Genomic DNA, 23492 nt, shown 5'->3' with positions numbered 1-23492 from the left:
GAACTGGAGTTCTTCTGGCGCGAAGAGACGCGGCGCCGACAATCGTAAAGGTGAGCAATCACTGTTTGAGGACCATTGGCATTCATCCGAATCTTGCTCGTGTTTGTCAGCGAATAATGAAGTTGGGACGGCGAAGTTCCCTCGATTCCGAGCCGATGGGTAGCGGCTCGGTTTACATGAATCGTCCAGTTTGTATTTTGGCTTGTGAAACGACAGGACTAATTTAGAAGCCTGTTTGGCTCTGAACCGCGGTGGAATGCGGGCGGAGATGAGGGAGAAAAAGCATTTTGGATCGATCGGAAATCAACCTGGAATCCTGCGCGCAGGAGCCGATCCATATACCGGGTGCGATCCAGCCGCATGGTGCGCTGATCGTTCTGCGGCCGGCTGATCTCACGGTCCTGCAGGCAAGCCGCAATGCCGGCGCGTTTTTTGGTGCCGATCTGCGCCTCGGCGGTCCGGCGCCGGCGATCCTTGATCCACTGAATGACGACATTAGAAATTGGCATGAGTCGAGCGAAGCCGTTTTCCAGACAGATATCTCCGATGCAACACTGACGGCGCATCGATCTGGTGGACTTGTCATCCTGGAAGTCGAACGTTCGGGAACGCAGACACTCGGCAGCCTGTTTGCGCGCTTGCGCGGTTTTGCGCAGGTTCTGTCGACGCAGGCGGATGTGGCGGGTTCGCTTGCGGCGGCCGCTCGCTTTGTTCACGACCTGACAGGGTTCGATCGCGTCCTCGTCTACAAGTTCGACGACAACTGGAACGGACACGTTGTCGCGGAAGCAGGCAATGGCAGGTTGCCATCGTATCTCGACCTGCGTTTCCCGGCGGGCGACATACCGGCACAGGCGCGTGCGCTCTATGCCGCCAATCGCTTGCGGGTCATTCCCGACGCATCCTATGAACCTGTGCCGATAGACGCTGGTCGCGAATCCGGGACCGCAGGCAGTCCGCTTGATCTGAGCTTCTCGCAGCTGCGCAGCGTTTCGCCGGTGCATCTCGAATACATGCACAACATGGGCACGGCCGCATCCATGTCCATGTCTATCATAATCGACGGACGCCTTTGGGGGCTTGTCGCTTGCCATAGCGCCCAGCCTCACATGGTTCCGGTCAGGGTGCGCGATGCCTGCGACTTTATCGTCCAGTCGCTCGCCATGCGGATCGCAGCGCAAGTTCACTCCCAGGACGCCACCCGCCGCGTCGAGCTGGCGCGCATCTCCGGTGATCTTCTGCGGGCAATGACATCTGCCTCGTCCTGGAGCGAGGGATTGGAGACCTTGCCGAAGGATCTGGTCGCGCAGGTCGGTGCCTCGGGAGCCGCCATTATTGCACAGGGAGAGTGCCACAAGGTGGGGATCACCCCGACGGACGACGAAGTTCGCTCCATCGTCGGCTGGCTTTCCGGCAGAGCGGACGACGACATCTTCGCCACCACATCGCTTGCTGCGGACTTTCCATCGGCTGAAGCGTTTGCCGGCGAGGCAAGCGGCATCATCGCCATTCGTTTGTCCGAGCTTTACGAAAACTGGCTGATCTGGTTCCGGCCCGAGGTGATCCGCACGGTCCAGTGGGCTGGAGACCCGCATAAGATTGTCCAGGAAAAAGGACGTATCCATCCGCGGAAATCCTTTCAGGCCTGGAGCGAAAATGTCCGGCTCCATTCTCAGGCCTGGAGCGAAGCAGAACTTTCTGCTGCACGCGACCTTCGCAACGCGATCGTCGGGATCGTCTTGCGAAAGGCTGAAGAGCTGGGTGAACTCACCAGCGAACTGCAGCGCTCCAACAAGGAGCTTGAAGCTTTCTCCTATTCGGTGTCGCACGATCTGAGGGCGCCGTTCCGGCACATCGTCGGCTTCGCTCAGTTGCTGACAGACAGGGAAAACAGTCTCGACGAAAAATCGCGCCACTACCTTCGGACCATCTCCGATTCGGCGCTGGCAGCGGGCAGGCTCGTGGATGGCCTGCTCAATTTTTCGCAGCTGGGGCGTGCCTCGATCACCCATAAGCATGTCGACATGAACAAGCTTGTCGCCGAGGTTGTGAAGAGCGTGATTCTGAACCAGGACGACCGAGCCATCTCGTGGTCGATCGAGCCGTTGCCGACCGCCTGGGGCGATGCCACGCTGTTGCGGCAGGTCTGGTTCAACATTATCGAAAACGCGGTAAAGTACAGCAGGCACCGCAACCCCGCAGAAATCCGCGTCCGGGGCTCCGTCAAAGGCGATGTGACCACCTACAGCGTCAGCGACAACGGCGTCGGGTTCGACATGGCTTATGTCGGCAAACTGTTCGGGGTCTTCCAGCGGCTCCAGCGCGCCGAAGACTTCGAGGGGACCGGTATCGGCCTTGCTCTTGTGCGCAGGATCGTCGAACGCCATAACGGAAGCATTACCGCCCATGGGGAAGTGGACAAGGGCGCAACCTTTGTCTTTGCCCTGCCAGGCCCTGAGAAGAAAGGCCGCGCCCATGCCTGAACTACGCCCGATACTGCTTGTCGAAGACAGCCCACGCGACCTGGAACTCACGCTCGCCGCGTTGGAAAAGTGCCAGCTTGCCAACGAGATTGTCGTTGCTCGCGATGGCGCCGAGGCGATCGATTATCTCTTCGGAACCGGGATTCATGAAGGTCGCCCGTCCGGCGATCCGACCGTCGTGCTGCTTGATCTGAAACTGCCCAAGATCGATGGTCTCGAAGTCCTCGAGCGTGTCAAGAAAGACGAGAGACTGCACCACATTCCGATCGTCATGCTGACGTCGTCGAGGGAAGAGCAGGATCTGGTGCGAAGCTACGAGCTCGGCGTCAACGCCTTCGTCGTGAAGCCTGTCGAGTTCAAGCAGTTCTTCAAGGCCATTCAGGATCTCGGGGTATTTTGGGCTCTCTTGAATGAACCACCTCCTGGATACCGCGCCAAAGACGGAGGCTAACAGAGTGCAGCACAATCCACGCCTACTCATGCTGGAGGACAGCCCGCTCGATGCCGAATTGATCCGCGAGCAGCTTGAACTGTTGACGAAAAAGCCGGAGATCCGTCTCGTCAGCAACCGCGGTGAATTTGTGAAAGCGCTGGAAGCGCGCGATTTCGACCTCATCCTTTCGGATTTTTCGCTGCCCGATTTCGACGGTATGGCGGCGCTGGACATGGCAAGCCGCGAGGTGCCGGAGATACCATTCATCTTTGTCTCCGGTATCCTCGGGGAGGAGGCCGCGATCGAATCGTTTCGGCGTGGCGCGACGGACTACGTTCTGAAGCAACGGTTGATACGCTTGCCCGCTGCCGTCGAGCGGGCACTGGCGGAGGCTCACGAGAAAGCCGAGCACCGGCGCGCGCAGAACCAGAAGGAACTGCTCGTCCGCGAACTCAGCCATCGGGTGAAAAATACCATGGCCATGGTCATGTCGCTCGTACGCCGGACGGCAAAGAGCAGTCACACGGTCGACGACTACGCGTCGAACCTGCTTGGCAGGCTTCGGGCGATGGCTGACGCACATGCGCTCCTGTTCGAAACGAACTGGAGCAAGGCGGAGCTTGCCGACGTCGTACGTCGAACCCTGGCACCGTATATGGAGGGCCGCGGCAACCGGTTCGTGATCGATCCCGGTCCGACCGTTCATCTTGACCCGAAGTCCGCGCTGGCGCTCAGCCTGGTCTTCAACGAACTGACGACCAATGCGGTGAAATACGGCGGACTGTCACAGGATGGCGGTCATATCGCGATCAGCTGGGTGCGCGACGCCGTGGAGGAGGGAAAGGCAACCATCACCCTCACCTGGCAGGAGATTGGCGGCCCGACCGTCACGCCACCCGAGCAACAGGGTTTTGGTACGACGCTGGTGGAGCGGAGCATCCAGTATGAACTCCGAGGGAACGTCGAAATAGACTATGCCGAGACAGGCCTAGTCTGCCGGATCACGTTCCCGATACCGTCATTCGACTGAAGTTCGGAACTCCGGCGCAGCTGCCCCTTTAAGTGCCGCGTCGAAACTGTGTCAGAACGAACTTTGATGAGAGCCCGAGCGCCTAGTTCCGGATCTTCGACGAAGGCGCATCACGTGGTTCCTGAGTGGCCCCGAATGTCTCTTCCATCAGCGAGGAAAGCTTGTGGGCCGTCCAGGGCTTGGGAAGCAGCGGCAATCCCTTCAGCCTCGTCTTGACTTCCGGCAGCTCGGCGTAACCGGTGCAGACGATGATGGGGACAGAACGTGCCTGCAGTTCCTCGATCACCGGAAAGGACAACTCGCCGTGCAGGTTGAGATCGACCACCGCGCCGGCAAGCTCGTTGCGAGGGATGGCATCGAGCGCATCGACCAGACGTCCAAACGGTCCGACGACTTCGTGTCCACGGTCGAGGAGGTAATCCTCCATGTCCATGGCAAGAAGGAGATCATCCTCCAACAGGAGGATTTTCGCGGATTCGGTATAGGCTGTGCTATCGGACATCATTTCACGCATGGTTAAAACAGGAAGTTGCGAAATGGCGAGCGGTACGCTTTTTTCAAGGGCAAAAAGCCCGCAAGCATTACAGACATGACGTGTATGGAACGCTGTCACTCTTTTCAATGCGATCGGCTGATGGCGGAAGAGGTGGGATTCGAACCCACGGTACGGTCTCCCGCACGCCGGTTTTCAAGACCGGTTCCTTAAACCACTCGGACACTCTTCCTCGCTGTCAGGCTTTATAATCGCAGAACTGCTGTCGTCAACTGGAGATGCGCTTCGATTGCTGCACTGGTACCCTAGTCTTTGGCGGAGCATGCGGCAATCAAAGTATTAATAGAATATTACTTTAAGTATCCGTTAACCATACTGGATACAATTTTAATTACTCAACAGTTTTCGTTCGCATTTTAGCCACGAAAAAAGCAAATCTAGGCATCCATCAAAGACGGGGCCGAACGGGTCTCGCTTGGTTCATTGATCGGAACGACGAATCGATCTTCGAAGCTCAAGCGCTCGTTGTGGCAAGAAATTATGGGGCGGACAGGTTTTGCGTTTGAGTGGCGGTATTGTTTCGCTAAGTGCGAAGTGGCTTGGCATGACGGTGGTTTTCGCGGCGATGGCATCCTGTGCCACGACAAAGCCGACGCCTGAACCTGCGCAGAAGCAGGTGCGCAGCAAGGAATACTTCTCCGAGAAGGAGTATGGCGTCAAAGCCAGTCCGCGCGTCGTCAGGGACGGACAGCCGGTGCCGAAAGGCGGCGGTCGCTTTATGGTCGGCCAGCCTTACCAGGTGAGGGGCAAGACCTACGTTCCCAAGGAAGATCCGCAGTATAACAAGAGTGGTCTCGCATCCTGGTATGGTTCGGCCTTCCACGGCCGTTATACCGCCAATGGCGAGGTCTATGATTCGGCCAGCCTCACGGCAGCCCATCCGACGTTTCCGCTGCCGAGCTATGCCCGCGTCACCAATGTCGAAAACGGCTCGTCGGTCATCGTGCGCGTCAACGACCGCGGCCCGTATCACGCCGGCCGCATCCTCGACGTGTCCAGCAAGACCGCCGAGCTCCTCGATATGAAGCGTTCGGGGACTGCCAAGGTCAATGTCCAGTATGTCGGCCGCGCTCGTATGGATGGTGAGGATACACCGTTCCTGATGGCGTCCTACATCCGCAAGGGCGATCGACTGCCGTCCTTCAATCCGGGTGGCGGTCAGAGTTCAAGCGGCGTGATGGTCGCGTCGAACCAGCCATTGCGTGACCAGATGCAGAGCTTCGGTTCGTCCGTACCGACGCCTGCCGCCTATCCGAGCCGTGCGCAGAGCAACGCATCCTCGAAGAGGGGCTTCCAGCAGGCCGAGCAGTATGCGGCGTCGCCGCGCCCGGTCGAGCGTTCGACGGCTGAGACTGTTCGTGCCCAAGCACCGCAGCGACAGGTCGCGGCAGTTGCGTCAAAGCCGGCACCAGTTCAGGCTACGACCCAGAAGGCGATCGCAGCCCCGGCTCAGCAGCAGGTTGCAAGCCAGCAGCGTTACGTTCAGCCAGTCGCTCCGGCGCGGGCAGAACAGCAGATCCGCCCGGTCGCAAACCGGGCACAGCAGGCCTGGACCTCCGAAACTGCCTATGTCGAGCCGCCTAAGGGCCACAAGCAGCAGGTCATGTTCGGCAACGTCCTGCTGCAGGACTAAGCGGCCCGGCACGGCCCGCCCCTGAGGCGACGCGTCTGACGTCCCGATCGGCAGCGCGTTGTTCGCGCTGTCTTCCACAAAACATCCTATCTCCGAAAATTGATTCCTGTTCGCGGATCGATGCTGTAGGCATAGGTCGAAACGTTTCTGGGGGCATGATGCGACGCTTTCTGTTTTCGGCCTGCCTGTGCGTCACGGCAGTCTTTTCCGGCATTGAGATCGTGCAGGCGCAGGACGCCGCACCTGCCTTCGCGACCAAGGCCAGACAGGTCTATATGGTCGAGGAAAAGACCGGCACGGTGCTTCTGTCGGCAAACGAAAACCAGTCTCTTCCGGCAGCCTCGCTTGCCAAGCTAATGACCATGGAAGTGGTGTTCAGCGCGCTCCAGCGCGGCGAGATCACACCCGAAACCAGCTATCCCGTAACCGAGTTTGCCTGGCGCACCGGTGGCGCGCCATCGGGCACCACGACGATGTTTGCGGCGCTGAAATCGCAAATGAAGGTCGACGACCTGATCCGCGGCGTGATCATTCAGAACGCAAACGACGCCTGCATCATTCTGGCCGAGGGGCTGTCCCGCACGGAGAGTGAATTCGCGACCCGCATGAACGCGCGCGCCAAGGATCTCGGCCTTGCCCGGTCCGCATTCGGCAATTCGACGGGCCTTCCTTCTGCCGAAAGCAGAACCACCACCCGTGACATGGTGGAACTCGCGCGCCATCTCCAAAAGACATATCCGCAATACTACCCGCTCTATTCTCAGCCGGACTTCACCTGGAACAAGATCTTCCAGCGCAACAAGAACCCGCTTCTCGCGCTCAATCTCGGCATAGACGGGCTTGGCGCTGGCTATGCGGAAGGCGCAGGTTTCTCGTTCGTTGCGTCGGCAGAGCGCGAAGGAACACGGCTGTTCCTCGCCATGGGGGGACTTGCCAGTGACAAGGAGCGGGTGGAAGAGGCGCGCCGGGTGATGGAGTGGGGGCTCTCCTCGTTCCAGACCAAGGTGATCTTCGCGCAAGGGGAAGTGATCGGCCAGGCAAGCGTCTATGGCGGCACAAGCCGCCACGTCGATCTCGTCGCGCAGGAGCCCGTTGATCTCTACCTGCCGACCAATAGCCCCGATCGCCTTTCGGGCCAGATCGTCTACCGCTGGCCGCTCCGTGCACCCGTCACGAAAGGACAGGAAATCGGCGTTCTCAGGATTTCGTCCGGAGACCGGCTGGTCCGGGAAGTGCCGCTGATGACCGCCGATGCCATCGAAGACGGGACACTCTTCAACAAGGCGACGGACGCGGTTCTGGAACTGATGTTGTTCTGGCTTTGACATGTTCCGTGACGCGCCAATATGGGCTATGAACCGACCGACAGGCGCAATACGGGACCAGGTGTGACACAACAATCCGGGCTATTCGTGACATTCGAAGGCGGGGAAGGGGCGGGGAAATCCACCCAGATCCGCAGGCTTGCCGATCTCCTGCGCAGGCGTGGTTACGACGTTCTGATGACGCGCGAGCCGGGCGGTTCGCCGGGCGCCGAAGCGGTTCGCCACGTCCTGCTTTCGGGCGCAGCGCAAGAGTTCGGGACACGGCTGGAAGCCATCTTGTTTGCAGCCGCCCGCAACGATCATGTCGAGGAGGTCATCCGGCCGGCGCTCGCAAGCGGCGCAATCGTTCTCTGCGACCGCTTCATCGATTCCTCCCGCGTCTACCAGGGCGCCACCGGCAATCTGGAGTCTGATCTGATCGAGGCCTTGCAGCGTGTCGCAATCGATGGTGTGAAGCCGGATTGTACCGTGATCCTCGATCTGCCCGCAGAACTCGGCCTTGGCCGTGCCCGCAAACGCGCGCCGGACGAAGCCCCCGACCGTTTCGAGCGGGAAGAGATCGAGACCCACGAAACGCGACGCCAGGCTTATCTCGCGATTGCCACCGCCGATCCCGGCCGCTGTCACGTCATCGATGCCGACCGCGACGAGGAGATCATCGCCAAGGAGATCGCAGCGCTGATCGAGCCCATGGCTTTGAGCCTCGGCGCTGATCAGGCGGGCGGCCCGGGTTCATCCGAATGAGCGACCAGGATCCGCACATTCTGGACGGCGCCATTTCGCCCGCCAGAAATCCGCACCTGTTCGGCCATCGTGCCGCGGAGGATTTTCTGAGTGCCAGCTACAAAACGGGCAAAGGCCATCACGCCATCCTGATCGAGGGGCCGGAAGGGATCGGCAAGGCGACGCTGGCCTTCCGTTTCGCCAATCATGTCCTCTCCCATCCGGAGCCGGAAGGCGCGCCTGATCACATTGCCGATCCGGATCCAGACAGCGCCGTCAGCCGCCAGATCGCCTCCGGCGCCTCGCACAATCTCCTGCATCTGTCTCGACCGGTGGACGAGAAGACCGGAAAGATGAAGACGGCCATCACCGTCGATGAAGTGCGCAGGGCCGGTCACTTCTTTTCCCAGACATCCGGAACCGGCAACTGGCGCATCGTCATCATTGATGCGGCAGACGACCTCAACCGCAACGCAGCCAACGCGATCCTCAAGATTTTGGAAGAGCCGCCGCGCCGCGCGCTTTTCCTGGTTCTGTCCCATGCCCCCGGACGGCTCTTGCCGACCATCCGTTCCAGATGTCAGCCGCTCAGGCTGTCACCGCTCAGTGAAGCAGATCTTGCAAGTGCGCTCGCGGCCCTCGGCAGCCCGCTCGATGGCGGCAAGACCGAGGAAATGGTGCTGTCGCAATCCAAGGGAAGCGTCGCGCAGGCGCTGAAACTTTTGAATTACGGCGGAGCCGATATCATCTCGGCATTCGACGATGCCGTCTCGGCGGATGGACCGGCCGCGCGCAAGGCAATGCACCGGCTGGCTGACGTTCTCTCCGGCAAGGACAGCGACGTCATCTTCGGCTTCTTTCTGGAGCATCTGTCGGACCATCTCGTCAAACGGGCGAGGGAGGCCGCATTGTCAGGCGATCTCGCCACGGCGGACCGCAGGGCGAAGCTGGTTTCCGATATGACCGAGAAGTTGAAGATCGCCCAGGCCTATAACCTCGATCGCAAACAGACGCTGATGTCCATTCTCGAAACCGCCAGGCTCGCCTGATCGTCGATCCGGACCATGGCGGGAAGTTTGGGTTTCACTTGTCTGCAACATGCGCTAAGAGCGGCGTGACTTAACATCTGTCCGAGTACAGCCCATGCCGAACAAGACACCTTTCTACATCACCACAGCGATTTCCTATCCGAACGGCAAGCCGCATATCGGCCATGCCTACGAACTGATCGCGACGGATGCGATGGCGCGCTTCCAGCGCCTCGACGGCAAGGATGTCTTCTTCCTGACGGGCACGGACGAGCACGGCCAGAAAATGCAGCAGACGGCCCGCAACGAAGGCATTTCGCCGGAAGAGCTGGCCGAGCGCAATACCGAACAGTTCCGGGAAATGGGCAAGCTGCTCAACGCCTCGAACGACGATTTCATCCGCACGACAGAACCGCGCCACCATCAGGCGAGCAAGGACATCTGGAACCGGATGTCCGCTGCCGGCGACATCTACAAGGATACCTATGCGGGCTGGTATTCGGTCCGCGACGAGGCCTACTATGCGGAAGACGAAACGCAGCTGCGTGACGGCACCCGTTATGGCCCGCAGGGCACGCCGGTCGAGTGGGTTGAAGAGTCCAGCTACTTTTTCAAGCTGTCCGAGTACGGCGACAAGCTGCTGAAGCACTACGAGGACCACCCGGATTTCATCGGTCCGGCCGAACGCCGCAATGAAGTGATCTCCTTCGTGAAATCCGGCCTGCGCGACCTCTCGGTATCGCGCACCACGTTCGACTGGGGCATCAAGGTTCCCGACGATCCGGCCCATGTCATGTATGTCTGGGTCGACGCGCTCACGAACTACCTGACCGCGACCGGCTACCTCGACGACCCGAACGGTCCGCGGGCGAAATACTGGCCGGCGGATGCGCATATCATCGGCAAGGACATTATCCGCTTCCACGCCGTCTATTGGCCCGCCTTCCTGATGTCGGCAGGTCTGCCGCTGCCCAAGCGCGTCTATGCCCATGGCTTCGTGCTGGCGAAGGGCGGCGAGAAAATGTCGAAGTCGCTCGGCAACGTGCTCGACCCGTTCGAACTGATCGGCCATTTCGGCCTCGATGCGATCCGCTATTACCTGCTGCGGGAGATCTCCTTCGGCCAGGACGGCACCTGCAGCGAAGACGCGATCGGCACGCGCATCAATGCCGATCTCGCAAACGGCATCGGCAATCTTGCCAGCCGCTCGCTGTCGATGATCGTCAAGAACTGCGACGCGAAGATCCCCGCACCCGGAGAACTCACCGACGCAGACCGGCAGATGCTGGCATCCGTCGATGCGCTCCTGCCGATCTGCCGCGACGACATGGAAAAGCAGCTGGTTCACCGTGCGCTGGCAGCAATCATCGCCGTTGTGTCGGAAACCGACCGTTATTTCGCGGCCCAGGCGCCATGGGTGCTGAAAAAGACCGATCCGGCCCGGATGGAGACGGTCCTTTACGTGGCCGCCGAAGTGGTGCGCCAGATCGCCATCCTGCTGCAGCCCTTCATGCCGGATTCGTCGGCCAAGCTCCTCGACCTGGTTGCTGCACCTGCCGGATCGCGCGATTTTGCCTCACTCGGCAAAGTTGGCCGCCTGACACCCGGCACGGTGCTGGAAGCGCCAAGCCCGGTCTTTCCGCGCTACGTTGCACCGCAGCCGGCGGCATAGGGCAAGTCATGCTGATAGATACCCACTGCCACCTGGATTTTGCGGATTTCGACTCCGAACGCGACGAACTGATCGAGCGCGCCCACGAAGCCGGTGTCCGGCAGATGGTGACGATTTCGACACGCGTCAGGAAACTCGACAGCCTGCTGGCGATCACGGACAAATATCCGTCGGTGTTCTGCTCGGTCGGCACGCATCCCAACAATGCCAGCGAAGAGCTGGATATCCAGGCGGAAGACCTCATTCGTCTCGCCAATTCGCATGACAAGATCGTCGCGATCGGCGAAGCGGGTCTCGATTATTTCTACGATACGCAAACGCCGGCCGACCAGAAGACCGGTCTGATCAGACATATCGAAGCTGCACGCGAGACCGGGCTGCCGCTGGTGATCCACAGCCGCAGTGCCGACGAAGACATGATCGAGATCCTGACAGCTGAAAGCGGGAAGGGGGCCTTCCCCTTCATTCTGCATTGCTTTTCGGCCGGACCCGACCTCGCCCGTGCCGGTATCGAGCTTGGTGGCTACGTATCCTTCTCGGGCATCCTGACATTCCCGAAATCCGAAGAGATCCGGGCCATCGCCAAAACGCTGCCGACGGACCGGCTGCTGGTCGAGACCGACGCGCCTTATCTGGCGCCAAAACGCTGGCGCGGAAAGCGCAACGAACCGTCCTACGTGGTCAATACCGCAGAGGTGCTGGCCGATGTTCACGGCCTGACTTACGAAGAGATGGCTGCGATCACGACGGAAAACGCGTTCCGCTGCTTCTCCAAGATGCCGAGGCTTTGAGGTGATGGCGGCCCGGGTCGGAACGAGCACCGGATATCGGCGGCGCTTTACCGTTCTCGGCTGCGCGTCTTCGCCGGGCGTACCGCGGCTCAACGGCGACTGGGGCGATTGTGACCCGGAAAACCCGAAGAACCGGCGCACGCGCGCCTCGTTCATGGTGGAGCAGATCGCGCCGGATGGCGGCAAAACTGTTGTCGTGATCGATACCGGCCCGGACTTTCGCGAGCAGATGATCGCCGCAAGCGTCCAGCGCATCGATGCCGTTCTGTACACCCATCCACACGCCGATCATCTGCACGGCATCGACGATCTACGCGGCTATTTCATCCTCCAGAAGCACCGCATTCCGATCCATGCCGATCCGCCGACGATGGAACGCATCCGCCAGGGCTTCGGCTATTGCCTGGAAACACCGGCCGGCGGCAGCTATCCGCCGATCGTCAAGCCGGTGCTGATCGAGACGATGGACGAACCGATCGTCATCGACGGTCCGGGCGGCGCCATCCGGTTCCAGCCGCACAGGCAGATCCACGGCAATATCCATTCGCTGGGCTTCCGGATCGGCAACGTCGCGTACTGCAGCGATGTCAGCGACTTTCCGCCGGAAACCGTGCCGAAGCTCATCGGACTTGATACGCTCATCATCGACGCGCTCCAGTACCGCACGCATCCGAGCCATATGTCACTTCAGCAGGCACTCGACTGGATCAGCCAACTGGCGCCCAAGCGCGCGCTGCTGACCCACATGCATATTCCACTGGATTACGATCGCGTCATGGCTGAAACGCCGGTCAATGTCGAACCGGCCTATGACGGCTTGGCGTTCGAAGTCGATGTGACAGCGGATGATCTGCAGCTTTAAGGGAGAAGGCCAAGGTCTTGCACTCTCAACCGCATCCTATAGTTCCATAATCTATATTATCTGATCTTTGGATATAGCCGTGAAGCTGGACTGTCACACTCCCCGCATGTGAGTAGCGAGCGCGATCTGCGGCGGATCGAAGTTTCGTCCAAGGCCGGATCTTGCTTGATGACAATAGTGTCACTGGCGCATGGTCTTGACCTGAGCGAGCGCCGGATCCGCCGGATCACATCCCATACGTTTCAGTACCCAGAACATTGATGATCGAACGCAACAACTTTGTGCGCCGTCGGCATCGCGTTCAAACGGTGATCTCGACGGCGCTACCATCCGGCATCACGATGACGGCCTCGTAGAACCCGTCACCGGTCCATCTGGGTCCTGACCGCAGACAGCCGGCCAGTCGGCAACGTTCCGCCAAAGCATCGACTGCACTCTCGCTGCCAAGGGCGATGGCGATATGATCCCAGCCAACGCTTTCTTCTGTGGCGTCCGTCACCCATGGCCCGGACATGAGCTCGATCTGGTCCTCTGCACCGGGCAGGTTGGCGAACCTCGATGTGAACCCTACCCTGTTCTTGCTGTGGTAAGGTTCTCCCACCGTTGCGCCGAAATAGGTCTCGAAAAACCCGGCAGCGGCGTCGAGGTCGCGGGTCCAAAGTGCTGTGTGGGCGATGCGCATGGGTCGTTGAATTCCTCGTTTGACGAACGTGCGAAGCTACGAAAGATGCGGACGTTGCCGCCACATGCTTCACGTCGACGGAGAACCGCCATCTAGTGCGACATGCACCTGGACATCGCACCGCGCGAAGTCTCCGCGGTCGAATTCGCCATCCTCCACGATGAGATGATCGATCATCGACGTGTCCGCGACCTTGAACGGCGCGACTGTGCCGAGCTTCTCGGCCGTCGCGGCGACAACGAGAATGCTGCTCTGGTTCACCATGGTCCGCTTGAGTTCGGCTTCGCTCGGATCGAGCGCAGTGACGCCGGCGATGCTGTCCACGCCGCATACGCCGATGATGAACATGTCCGCATAGACCTGCATGGCTTCACGTATCGCCTGCGGCCCGAGGCACGCGCCTTTCGCCTGATCGTACAGACCGCCGAGTACAATGACCGTGAAGTTCGGTCGGTCTGATAGCGCCGTCGCAATCACCGGCGCGTTCGTGATGATCGTCAGCGTCTGGCTCGGATCGAGCGCGTTCGCGACCGCAAGATTGGTGGATCCGGCGTCGATGAACACGGTCTGGCCGTCCTCGACAAGCCGCGCCGCCGCCCGTGCAAGGCTCGACTTTCGATCCTTATCCAATGCAGTTCTGGTGGCCAGCGTGCCGAAATCCGGCGTCGGCAGCAGCGCGCCGCCATAGACACGACGGCAGAAGCCCAGCTTGGCGAGTTCGCGCAGGTCTCTGCGAACCGTGTCTTCGGAAACGTCGAACTGCGTCGCCAGCTCGCTCGCCACGACCTTGCCGCGGATGGTCAACTGCTCGCGGATGCGGTCGAGCCTCTCTTCTGTCAGCACGTGCCGGGTCCCTCATCAAAGTTTCTGCACGATCTTGCACATTCTTACGCATTCTGTAAACAGGGCACCATCAAGGACGGCGACGATCTCTGCCGAGGTCCAACGCTGTAATCCAGGAGCTACCGAGATGCCGAACGCCCAGATCCTCACAGGACGCCCCCGCACCGGAGGCCGACACCAATGGGCCACGCGCTCCAGCTTTCTCATTGCCGGCTCGGCCATGGCGGCCTGGGCGCCGCTGGTTCCTGTCGCCAAGGCTCGAATCGGCGTAGATGACGGCACGCTTGGCCTGTTGCTCCTGTGCCTTGGCCTGGGCTCTATCGTGACCATGCCAATGGTCGGCATTCTCGCGAGCCGATTCGGATGCCGGGCTGTCATCGTGGCAAGCACCCTGGCGCTGGCCCTCGTGCTCCCGATGTTGGCGGTCGCCGATTCGCTTCCCGGCATGGCGATCTCGCTGGCGCTGTTCGGGGCAAGTGTTGGCGCGGTTGACGTCGCGATCAATATTCAGGCCGTCATGGTCGAGAAGGATAGCGACCGCAACATGATGTCCGGCTTCCACGGGCTGTTCAGCGTTGGCGGCATTGTCGGCGCGGGCGGTATGAGCCTTCTGCTCGGTGCGGGCGTTTCACCCCTGACCGCGACCTTGATGTTCAGTGCGCTGCTGCTTGGCCTCCTGGCGCAATCCTTTCGGGGCCTCCTGCCCTACGGAAACCAGGAGACCGGAGATGCGCCGTTGTTCACCATCCCGCGCGGCATCGTGGCCTTCATCGGTTTGCTGTGCTTTTTGGTTTTTCTTGGCGAGGGCGCGGTCCTCGACTGGAGCGCTCTGTTCCTCATCGGCGCACACCTGGTCGATCCGACTCAGGCAGGCTTTGGCTACACGATGTTCGCCATCGCGATGACCGTCGGTCGGCTGACGGGCGACTGGATCGTCAAAACGCTCGGCGGCATGAAAGTCGTGGTCGGTGGCGGCACGCTCGCAGCACTGGGTTTCCTGCTGACAGTCCTGGCTCCCAACCAGCCCCTGGCGTTTGCGGGCTTCCTTCTGGTAGGGCTCGGCGCTTCCAATATCGTGCCGGTTCTGTTCACAGCCGCCGGCAAGCAGACCCAAATGCCACCCAGCCATGCGATCGCTGCCATCACGACGATGGGCTACGCCGGAATTCTCATGGGTCCGGCAGCCATCGGTTTCGTCGCCCATCACTATAGTCTGGGTGTGGCCTTCGTTCTGGTTGCTGGCGGCATGGCGTTCGTCGCGCTCACCTGGCCTTTGACCGCGCGATGGTAACGCGCTGACCCGGCCTAGCCGTCAGCAAAGTCCCTGAGCTTGTCACCCGCCATCCGGTAGCGGATCCACTCCTTCTGCGGTTCGGCACCGATCGCATCGTAGACACCGATCGCCGGTTCGTTCCAGTCGAGCACGCTCCACTCGAACCGTCCGCACCCGCTCTCGACAGCGATCTTCGCGAGATGCCGCAACAGCGCCTTCCCGGCCCCGAGCCCGCGAGCGTTCGGCGTCACGTAGAGATCCTCGAGATAAAGTCCGTTCCGTGCCTGCCATGTCGAATAATTGAAGAACCAGATGGCCATGCCGACCGGTTTGCCATCGCTTTCGCAGATCAGGCCGCGCGTGACAGATGTCGGGCCGAACATCGATGTCTCAATCGTCTCGACGGTCGCCGCAACCTCATGCTCGGCCTTTTCGAAGATCGCGAGTTCGCGGATGAAGGAGAGAAGCGTGCCGGCATCGGAATGGGTAGCGTCTCGGATCGAGAGTGGCATGGAATAGTCCGTGAAGTTTCGGCGACGCCAAATGTGATCGCCCGATGGCCGAGTGAGGGTCCGCGGCCTATTCGGCCGCGTCCTTCACCTCGACAATTTCGATCTCGTAACTGTATCCATCCAGCATGCCATAGGCCTGCTCAATGGTCTGGATCTCGGAATCGGCCTTGCTGATCGCATCGGCAATCGTTTCGCAGCGGGATTTCAGCATGCGACCCAGAACATCCGTTTCCGGCTTGCGGCCGATCCGGTTGATGTGATTGCGGATGCGGGCGCGGTGGCGCTCCATTTCGAGAATATGGAAGCGCGCATTGACGATCCGGTCCGTGAGCTTGCGCCGCATCGAGGAAACCGGATCAAAGCTGCCAGGCTCGCGCTCGTCGAGGATCATCTCGTTGACGAGCATCTCCAGAATGACGAGACCCTGCAGATCCTTCTTGTCGGCAAGCTCGGGATCGTAGCCGGTGTCGTCATAGACTTTTCGGCGGATCGGGTCGTTCAGAAGTTCGAAGGATGCCTTCAACTGCCCGAACGTTTCCGCATCGCCGCCGGTATCGGGATGGGCAGATTTCACCCGTTTGCGGTAGGCAAGCTTGATCGCTGTCACATCCGCCTCGCGCGAAACACCAAGAATTTCATAGGGATCGATCACAGTGCCACCTGTTTTCGGAAAGTCATATCAGAAAATGCCAATCCAGTCGTAGCGACGAAGTCCAGTCGGCTCAAGCCATTATCCATTCATGTGGCCAATTAGGGGCCATCAGCCGGCAAGTCTTGCCCCTGCCCCAAAACCGACCGGTTTTCCACATGCAAGCGATCAACGCCTGAGACGGAACGGCCGGCGCCCATCGGCCACGGGCGCCATCAGGAAGCTGATGAGAACGGTCGGCAGAAGAACGACGAACGTGGCAACCAGGCTCACATGCTCGGCAATGAAGCCGAGAAGCGGCGGCACGCCGATCGTGGAAAGCATCAGTGTCAGCGCGAGCGCTGCAAGATTGTCGGACGGCTGTCCCTTGCCGCGCGCGATCGTGGTCGAGACTGCCAGGGGAAAGGCCAGCGCGATCCCGCAGCCGATCAGGAACAGCGCCACGCCGGCAACGACGAGGTTTGCGGCGGTCACCAGCAGCACGATACCGAACGCGACGGCGATAGCGGATCCCCGGATCAGCGAGATCGGTCCTGCGACTTCCCGCAGCTTGTCGCCCGACAGCCGCGTCAGTCCCATGCCGACGGTGAAGACGGCGTAGAGGACGCCGGCCATCGCCGGATCCGCCCCCATTTCCTCGCGCAGAAAGAAGATCGCCCAGTCGTAGACCGCGCCTTCCACGATGCAGAGCCCGAACACCATGATGCAGATGAGGATGATGGTCTTGTCCGGCATGACGTATGCGGATTTTCTTTTCGTCGTCGGCGCAGCTGGCGCCGGGTCGGCGGCCGTCACCCGGAAGACGGCAAAGCAGGCTACGAGGACAAGTAGCGCCGCCACGCTCTGCTGCACAAAGGGCGATACGCCCTGCGCTGCGAGGAAACCGGACGCAAGCGATCCGAACAGAAGCCCGACCGACCAGAACCCGTGGCTTCTCGCCAGAACCTTTGTGCCGGTCCGCTGCTCGATACCGGCGGAGATCATGTTGGCGGACACATCGAAGATCGTGCGAAAAAAGCCGAACAGGAAGAAACCGAGGACAAATAAAGGGAGCGGCGCGGCCGCCAGGATCGGGCTCAGAAGCGCGACAATGGGCAGCGTGATGACCGCGGTCAGCCGTGGCGTAAGCCTATCGGTGATCCGTCCGGCCAGAGGTAGCGCCAGAAACGTGCCAACCGGGGCGCTCAAGAGCGCCATCCCGAGCACCGCCTTGTCGATGCCCATCGATTCCTGAATGGCCGGAAGCCGCGTGAACAGGGAAACGAACAGAAGAGCATTGCTGAAATAGAGCAGAGCCGGCGCAAGTAGGGTCATTACGGAATTCCGAAGCAATCACATCAGACACACTGGTGCACCGCGACTTTGACGACGACAAGACATGAACGTGGGACCCTGCCCTGCGTTAAGGTTTGCCGTCCGACTGGGCAGATCGCGGTGATGCTGAAAATATCCGCAACGCCACCTTTCCCTTTGGTGAGTATGCTCTAAACTTTATGGAAGCCGATGCTGGAGAATGTCAGATGCGCTTTCGAATAGCCTCTCTTGCCGCATTCCTCTTTCTGTCACCCGCAGGTGTCGTCCACGCCGAAGATCCGGTCGCCGACGCCCGCGCCGTCATCTCCGCCCAGATCTCCGCCTTGATGAACGACGATGCGGATAAGGCCTATTCTCTCGCGTCGCCGGGGATCCGCAGTCTTTATCCGGATAAAAAAGTCTTCTTCGCCATGGTCCGCGACAACTATGAGGCTGTCTATCAGGCCGGAACCTATGCCTTCGGCCGCTCCAAACTGGTGGGCGGCGGCGAAGTCGTGCTGCAGGAGGTGATGATCAGCGCCAAGCAGGGCAAGGACTGGACCGCAATCTACGACATGCGGCTGATGGACGACGGATCCTACAAGGTCAACGGCGTCCGGATGATCCGCAATACGGCGAGCCAGGGCATCTAGCCAAAATATGGTCGGCAGGGGCACCGCCCCTGCCCGCTCGAATATTGTCAGACCGGGTCGATATCGCCCTTGGCCCATTCCGCCTGGGTCTCTGCACAGAAATCCTCGAAACGACCATTCGCGATCGCCTCGCGAATGCCCTTCATCAGATCCTGGTAGTAATTGAGGTTGTTCCACGAGAGCAGCATCCCGCCCAGCGATTCGTCTGCGCGGATCAGATGGTGCAGATAGGCGCGGGAGTAATCGCGTGTCGCCGGGCAGCCGGACTCGTCGTCGAGCGGTCGCATATCCTCGGCATGGCGTGCGTTGCGAAGGTTCACCTTGCCGCGACGGGTGAAGGCGAGACCGTGACGGCCGGCCCGCGTCGGCATCACGCAGTCGAACATGTCGATACCGCGCGCCACCGATTTGAGGATATCATCAGGCGTTCCGACGCCCATCAGATAGCGCGGCTTTTCGGACGGCAGAACCGGGAGCGTTTCCTCCAGCATGCGCAGCATCACGTCCTGCGGCTCGCCGACCGCAAGGCCACCCACCGCATATCCCTTGAGGTCGAGCTGTTTCAGCCCTTCGGCAGACCGCACGCGGAGCGCCGGAATGTCACCACCCTGGACGATGCCGAACATGGCCTTGCCCGGCTGCTCCCCGAAGGCCACCCGGCAGCGCTCTGCCCAGCGAAGCGACAATTCCATCGCGCGCTCGATTTCCTTGGCCTCGGCCGGAAGCGCCACGCATTCGTCGAGCTGCATCTGGATATCCGAGCCAAGCAGGCCCTGGATTTCGATCGAACGCTCCGGCGACATATGGTGCTTGGATCCGTCGATATGGCTCTTGAAGGTCACGCCCTTCTCGTCCAGCTTTCTGAGCGCCGAAAGCGACATGACCTGAAAGCCGCCCGAATCGGTGAGGATCGGATGATCCCAGCGGATCAACTTGTGCAGTCCACCGAGCCGCGCAACCCGTTCGGCGCCCGGCCGCAGCATCAGGTGATAGGTATTGCCGAGTATGATATCGGCGCCCGTATCGCGCACCTGGTCGAGATACATCGCCTTGACGGTCCCGACGGTGCCGACCGGCATGAAGGCCGGTGTGCGGATCGTTCCGCGCGGCATGGAGACTTCGCCGAGACGGGCGCCGCCGTCTGTTGCCTTCAGATTGAACTGGAAATTTTCGGTGGTCATCGGTCGTTCCTGAAAAGCAGGCTTGAGTCGCCGTAGGAGTAAAAGCGGTAGCCGGACGAGATGGCATGGTCGTAGGCTGAGCGCATCGTCTCGAGCCCACAGAAGGCCGAAACCAGCATGAACAGCGTCGATTTCGGCAAATGGAAATTGGTCATCAGCATGTCGACTGCCTTGAACCGATAGCCGGGCGTGATGAAGATGCCGGTCGCACCGCTCCAGGGCAGTATGGTGCCGTCGTCAGCCGCAGCACTTTCAATCAGCCGCAGCGAGGTCGTGCCGACGCAGACGATGCGCCCGCCCCTCGCCCTGACGGCGTTGAGATGCTGCGCGGTCTCGGCACTCACGTAACCGATTTCCTGATGCATCTTGTGGTCTTCGGTATCGTCCACCTTCATCGGCAGAAATGTCCCTGCCCCCACATGCAGCGTCACGAAATGCCGCTCGACGCCTGCAGCGTCCAGCCTGGCAAACAGGTCGGGCGTGAAATGCAGACCCGCTGTGGGCGCAGCAACGGCGCCCTGCTCGCGGGCATAGATCGTCTGGTAGTCCTTGGCGTCCTGCGCATCCTCGGGCCGCTTGGCGGCGATATAGGGCGGCAGCGGAATATGGCCGACCGACAGGATCGCTTCGTCCAACGCAGGGCCTGAAAGATCAAAGCGCAGCGTCACCTCGCCGCCCTCGCCTTTATCCTCGACTGTCGCGCTCAGCGATCCCAAATCGCCAAATTCGATCCGGTCGCCGACCTTGATCCGCTTGCCGGGCCTGGCAAACGCCTTCCAGACATCCGGTTCGGTGCGCATATGCAGCGTCGCCGAAACCTGCTGACCGCCGGCGCCTTCACGATGACGGATGCCTTCGAGCTGCGCGGGAATGACTTTCGTGTCGTTGAAGACCAGCGCATCGCCCGGTTTCAGGAATGCCACCAGATCACTGACCCGCTGGTCGGAGAGGACAGGATCGGCGCCGGCGTCGACGACAAGCAGCCGGGCGCTGTCGCGCGGGTTTGCCGGCCGCAGCGCAATGTTTTCCTCGGGCAGATCGAAATCGAAAAGATCGACACGCATGATGTTAGAGCTTCCAGAATAGGCAAGGCCCGCCCCGTCGAGAAGACGGAGCGGGCCAGAGATTGCGGTTTAGATCAGACGTCTGCGGCGACGCGGACGGAAACGATCGAGTCCGGATCCTTGACCGGCTCGCCCTTCTTGATCAGGTCGATGATGTCCATGCCTTCGATGACCTGGCCCCAGACCGTGTACTGCTTGTTCAGCCAAGGAGCGTCGGTAAAGCAGATGAAGAACTGCGAGTTGGCGGAGTTCGGGCTCTGCGAACGGGCCATCGAGCATGTGCCGCGGATATGCGATACAGCCGAGAATTCAGCCTTCAGGTCCGGCTTGTCGGAACCGCCCATGCCGGCGCGCGAAGGGTTGAAGTCCGCTCCACCCTGCTTGCCGAACTTGACGTCGCCGGTCTGCGCCATGAAATCCGGAATGACGCGGTGGAATACAACGCCGTCATAGGCGGTTTCGCGGGCCAGTTCCTTGATGCGCGCAACATGCTCAGGTGCCAGATCCGGCAGGAGCGAGATGACGACCTTGCCCTTGGTGGTTTCCATGATGAGGGTGTTTTCGGGATCCTTGATCTCGGCCATGGTATTTCTCCTTGATTATCTCTGTCTCAGGACATCAGCCCTATGGGCCGTTGCCGTTTCAATCGACTGTTAGTCGATCATTTCTTGCCGACGGTCACCTTGACCATCTTGTCGGGATTGGTGACTTCGCCATTGCTGCCATCGCCGCGCTTGATCTTGTCCACGGCTTCCATGCCGGACACGACCTTGCCGATTACGGTGTACTGACCGTTCAGGAACGGGCCTTCATCGAACATGATGAAGAACTGCGAGTTGGCAGAATTCGGGCTCTGCGAACGGGCCATGCCGACAGTGCCGCGCTCGAATGGCGTCTTGGAAAATTCTGCAGGAAGATCGGCAAGATCCGAGCCGCCGGTGCCGGCGCGCGAAGCGTTGAAGCTCGGGCCGCCCTGCTTGCCGAACTTGACGTCGCCGGTCTGGGCCATGAAGCCATCGATGACGCGGTGGAAGATTACGTTGTCATAGGCACCCTTGGCAGCCAGCGCCTTCACCTGCGCGACGTGCTTCGGTGCTGACTCAGGCATCAGCTGGATCACGACAGGGCCATCCTTCAACTGGATGGTCAGAAAGTCGTCTGCCGCCGCAACGGCTGTTCCGACCGTGGCAGCGAGCGCGAGGGCGCCGGCTATGGCGAGGCGAAGCAGTTTCATCAGAAGACTCCTGTTATCTTTTGTCGCAGAATCAGCGTTTGTGCTTTTCGTTCAGGGCGCGCAGTACCACAGCCGGCACGAATTCACCGACATTGCCGCCCATGGCAGCGATCTGGCGGACCAATGTGGCCGTTATGGGCCGGGAGGCCGCCGCAGAGGGCAGGAATACCGTCTGGATTTCAGGCGCCATGGTCCGGTTCATGCTTGCCATCTGAATTTCGTAGTCAAAATCGGTACCATCGCGCAGGCCGCGAACCAGAATGGTTGCCCCCTGCTCCCGGGCTGAGTCGACCACCAGTCCTTGAAAGGAAACGACCGAAAGACTGTCGCGGCGAGCGGGCAGAGCGTCGGAAACTGCGGCTGCGATCAATGCCGCGCGCTCCTCGAAGCTGAATACCGGCACCTTTCCGGGATGAACGCCAATTGCCACGACGACCCGTTCGGCGATGTTCAGCGCCTGCACGAGAATATCGAGATGGCCGTTTGTCATCGGGTCGAATGAGCCGGGATAAAGAGCGATCGTCATACCGAAGTCGGAGCCTGTTCCAGCTGAATTTCAACGGCCTTTTGTCACGGAAGGCCGCCCGCTGCAAGGCTTTCCCAAAAACTGAACGAAAGATGAATGCGTCGTTCAAGGCCGTTTCAGCCGGCTCATGTTTAACTGACAAATATGACGGGGCGAGATCATCGTCCCGCTGAGTTGAGAGATACGGAAATGCTGGCTTTGATGATTTTCGCTGCAATCGCTGCAGCGCTTTTATTGGACGCCGCGATTTACGTATTCGGATCGCCAGACCTCTGAGAAGTGGAAACGCGATCCGGAACCTGAACGCCAGATGAACGCGCCATTCAAGCATGCTTCAGAGCCGTTCAGATAGGTCACTCTCATAATGTGGTGTCGCTGCGCGCAAGTCACGCGCTCAGGCAATTAAAAGGATAATCGGATATGATGATCGCAAACAAAAAGATGGCTATGCCCGACAAGATCACCATGATTAACCTCGTATGGAGCGCCATGATTGCTGTCATGTTGACGGCGACGGTCACTCTCTACCAGGACCGCTCGGATGTCGACGGCTCCAACTACCCGCAGGTTACCGGTCGCTACAGCGACATCTCCTACTATTGATCGCCTGCCGCGAGGAGCGGGACTGGGACCTCATCCCTTTGGCCGCTCCTCTGAAACATCCGCGATCACAGAAACCGCAATCGTGCCCCCTGCTCTTTGGGCACGTTGTCGGGAAGATCTAGAGCGACAAGCCACACCATTATTTTCGTGAACGGTAGCGAACAGGGCGCGATGCCCTTTCCGCGCCAAGCGGCTCAAACAAAGCCGGAGGATGGTTTCCCATCCTCCGGCTTTTTCGTTGTTGATGTCCTCTGCCCTCCGGAAGGACGCGACCTACTCGGTCGCATCCCAATCCAATGATCGAACACCGCGCCACTAGTTTGATCGCCGGTGCCAAATACTGGCGAGATGCCCAACCCCGTGGAGCTACTCAAACAAAAGCCGGAGGATGGTTTCCCATCCTCCGGCTTTTTTCGTTTTTCTCGTCTTTTGCCGTCCGGGTGGAC

24 protein-coding genes and 1 tRNA gene are annotated in these 23492 nt (G+C 60.2%); 13 read left to right on the top strand and 12 right to left on the bottom strand.

All coding sequences use genetic code 11. The features are described from left to right. Positions 1–287 precede the first annotated feature (287 nt). The 3 genes from G6K99_RS12095 to G6K99_RS12085 are packed head-to-tail and all read left to right on the top strand — an operon-like array spanning position 288 to position 3946. Positions 288–2483 carry an ATP-binding protein gene (locus G6K99_RS12095; RefSeq protein WP_174196656.1) on the top strand — a complete coding sequence of 732 codons (2196 nt, stop codon included), beginning with the start codon at positions 288–290 and terminating at the stop codon, positions 2481–2483. Then, positions 2476–2934, top strand: coding sequence for a response regulator (locus tag G6K99_RS12090; RefSeq protein ID WP_062456905.1), 459 nt, complete (start codon positions 2476–2478; stop codon positions 2932–2934). Before G6K99_RS12095 ends, G6K99_RS12090 begins: the two co-directional genes overlap by 8 nt. A 4-nt stretch (positions 2935–2938) precedes the next feature. Next, positions 2939–3946 carry a sensor histidine kinase gene (locus G6K99_RS12085; protein ID WP_371816167.1) on the top strand — a complete coding sequence of 336 codons (1008 nt, stop codon included), beginning with the start codon at positions 2939–2941 and terminating at the stop codon, positions 3944–3946. An 82-nt stretch (positions 3947–4028) separates the two neighbouring features. Here the strand turns inward: G6K99_RS12085 and G6K99_RS12080 are convergent, their stop codons facing one another. Both G6K99_RS12080 and G6K99_RS12075 read right to left on the bottom strand, forming a co-directional pair. After that, the gene (locus tag G6K99_RS12080; protein ID WP_082476293.1) at positions 4029–4448 is read right to left on the bottom strand and encodes a response regulator; all 420 of its coding nucleotides are present in this window, start codon (positions 4446–4448) and stop codon (positions 4029–4031) included. 133 nt (positions 4449–4581) lie between these two features. Further along, positions 4582–4671 (bottom strand) — tRNA-Ser (locus G6K99_RS12075). A gap of 372 nt (positions 4672–5043) precedes the next feature. Between G6K99_RS12075 and G6K99_RS12070 the strand changes: the two genes are divergently transcribed. The 7 genes from G6K99_RS12070 (at position 5044) to G6K99_RS12040 (ending at position 12533) form a co-directional block, all read left to right on the top strand. Then, positions 5044–6132, top strand: a complete 1089-nt coding sequence (locus G6K99_RS12070) for a septal ring lytic transglycosylase RlpA family protein (protein WP_174196654.1) — start codon at positions 5044–5046, stop codon at positions 6130–6132. A gap of 155 nt (positions 6133–6287) precedes the next feature. Further along, positions 6288–7457 carry a D-alanyl-D-alanine carboxypeptidase family protein gene (locus G6K99_RS12065; protein WP_174196653.1) on the top strand — a complete coding sequence of 390 codons (1170 nt, stop codon included), beginning with the start codon at positions 6288–6290 and terminating at the stop codon, positions 7455–7457. A 63-nt stretch (positions 7458–7520) separates the two neighbouring features. Further along, positions 7521–8201: a dTMP kinase gene (gene tmk / locus G6K99_RS12060; protein ID WP_174196652.1), complete on the top strand. Its 681-nt coding sequence runs from the start codon at positions 7521–7523 to the stop codon at positions 8199–8201. After that, the gene (locus G6K99_RS12055) at positions 8198–9229 is read left to right on the top strand and encodes a DNA polymerase III subunit delta' (protein ID WP_174196651.1); all 1032 of its coding nucleotides are present in this window, start codon (positions 8198–8200) and stop codon (positions 9227–9229) included. Before tmk ends, G6K99_RS12055 begins: the two co-directional genes overlap by 4 nt. A gap of 94 nt (positions 9230–9323) precedes the next feature. Then, positions 9324–10880 (top strand): methionine--tRNA ligase, encoded by a 1557-nt coding sequence (gene metG / locus G6K99_RS12050; protein WP_174196650.1) that lies wholly within the window; start codon positions 9324–9326, stop codon positions 10878–10880. 8 nt (positions 10881–10888) lie between these two features. Beyond that, positions 10889–11671 carry a TatD family hydrolase gene (locus G6K99_RS12045; protein WP_174196649.1) on the top strand — a complete coding sequence of 261 codons (783 nt, stop codon included), beginning with the start codon at positions 10889–10891 and terminating at the stop codon, positions 11669–11671. Positions 11672–11675: 4 nt separating this feature from the next. Next, a complete protein-coding gene (locus G6K99_RS12040) occupies positions 11676–12533 on the top strand; it encodes an MBL fold metallo-hydrolase (protein ID WP_174196648.1) in 858 nt (285 codons plus the stop codon). 301 nt (positions 12534–12834) lie between these two features. Here the strand turns inward: G6K99_RS12040 and G6K99_RS12035 are convergent, their stop codons facing one another. Continuing rightward, on the bottom strand, positions 12835–13215 hold the full coding sequence (locus tag G6K99_RS12035; RefSeq protein ID WP_062456878.1) for a glyoxalase/bleomycin resistance/extradiol dioxygenase family protein: 381 nt from the start codon (positions 13213–13215) through the stop codon (positions 12835–12837). A gap of 69 nt (positions 13216–13284) precedes the next feature. Then, positions 13285–14058, bottom strand: a complete 774-nt coding sequence (locus G6K99_RS12030) for a DeoR/GlpR family DNA-binding transcription regulator (RefSeq protein WP_113110515.1) — start codon at positions 14056–14058, stop codon at positions 13285–13287. A gap of 127 nt (positions 14059–14185) precedes the next feature. On the opposite strand from G6K99_RS12030, the gene G6K99_RS12025 reads away from it, so the two are divergent. Further along, entirely contained in the window at positions 14186–15349 is a 1164-nt protein-coding gene (locus G6K99_RS12025; RefSeq protein WP_174196647.1) for an MFS transporter, read from the top strand. 14 nt (positions 15350–15363) lie between these two features. On the opposite strand, the gene G6K99_RS12020 is transcribed toward G6K99_RS12025, so the two are convergent. From G6K99_RS12020 to G6K99_RS12010, 3 genes are all read right to left on the bottom strand, one after another. Beyond that, positions 15364–15843 (bottom strand): GNAT family N-acetyltransferase, encoded by a 480-nt coding sequence (locus tag G6K99_RS12020; protein WP_113110517.1) that lies wholly within the window; start codon positions 15841–15843, stop codon positions 15364–15366. Between the two features lie 67 nt (positions 15844–15910). Then, entirely contained in the window at positions 15911–16495 is a 585-nt protein-coding gene (locus G6K99_RS12015) for a J domain-containing protein (protein ID WP_062456866.1), read from the bottom strand. Between the two features lie 165 nt (positions 16496–16660). Further along, positions 16661–17806, bottom strand: coding sequence for an MFS transporter (locus G6K99_RS12010; RefSeq protein ID WP_174196646.1), 1146 nt, complete (start codon positions 17804–17806; stop codon positions 16661–16663). 206 nt (positions 17807–18012) lie between these two features. On the opposite strand from G6K99_RS12010, the gene G6K99_RS12005 reads away from it, so the two are divergent. Then, positions 18013–18438 carry a DUF4864 domain-containing protein gene (locus G6K99_RS12005; protein ID WP_092662372.1) on the top strand — a complete coding sequence of 142 codons (426 nt, stop codon included), beginning with the start codon at positions 18013–18015 and terminating at the stop codon, positions 18436–18438. A gap of 47 nt (positions 18439–18485) precedes the next feature. Here G6K99_RS12005 and tgt read toward each other — a convergent pair whose 3' ends face one another. From tgt to coaD, 5 genes are all read right to left on the bottom strand, one after another. After that, positions 18486–19619 (bottom strand): tRNA guanosine(34) transglycosylase Tgt, encoded by a 1134-nt coding sequence (gene tgt, locus G6K99_RS12000; protein ID WP_174196645.1) that lies wholly within the window; start codon positions 19617–19619, stop codon positions 18486–18488. Then, positions 19616–20683: a tRNA preQ1(34) S-adenosylmethionine ribosyltransferase-isomerase QueA gene (gene queA / locus G6K99_RS11995; protein ID WP_174196644.1), complete on the bottom strand. Its 1068-nt coding sequence runs from the start codon at positions 20681–20683 to the stop codon at positions 19616–19618. The genes tgt and queA overlap by 4 nt, the downstream gene beginning before the upstream one ends. A 74-nt stretch (positions 20684–20757) precedes the next feature. Beyond that, a complete protein-coding gene (locus G6K99_RS11990) occupies positions 20758–21267 on the bottom strand; it encodes a peptidylprolyl isomerase (protein ID WP_062456851.1) in 510 nt (169 codons plus the stop codon). A 77-nt stretch (positions 21268–21344) separates the two neighbouring features. Beyond that, entirely contained in the window at positions 21345–21917 is a 573-nt protein-coding gene (locus G6K99_RS11985; RefSeq protein ID WP_062456848.1) for a peptidylprolyl isomerase, read from the bottom strand. Positions 21918–21948: 31 nt separating this feature from the next. Beyond that, a complete protein-coding gene (coaD, locus tag G6K99_RS11980; RefSeq protein ID WP_174196643.1) occupies positions 21949–22443 on the bottom strand; it encodes a pantetheine-phosphate adenylyltransferase in 495 nt (164 codons plus the stop codon). Positions 22444–22863: 420 nt separating this feature from the next. On the opposite strand from coaD, the gene G6K99_RS11975 reads away from it, so the two are divergent. After that, positions 22864–23046, top strand: a complete 183-nt coding sequence (locus tag G6K99_RS11975) for a hypothetical protein (RefSeq protein ID WP_062456843.1) — start codon at positions 22864–22866, stop codon at positions 23044–23046. The last annotated feature ends 446 nt before the right edge of the window (positions 23047–23492 follow it).

Source organism: Neorhizobium sp. AL 9.2.2, from assembly GCF_013317225.1.
GTDB classification, from domain to species: Bacteria; Pseudomonadota; Alphaproteobacteria; order Rhizobiales; family Rhizobiaceae; genus Neorhizobium; species Neorhizobium soli.
Note: the sequence above shows the minus strand (reverse complement) of the source record. Positions and strands in the feature narration are given on the sequence as shown.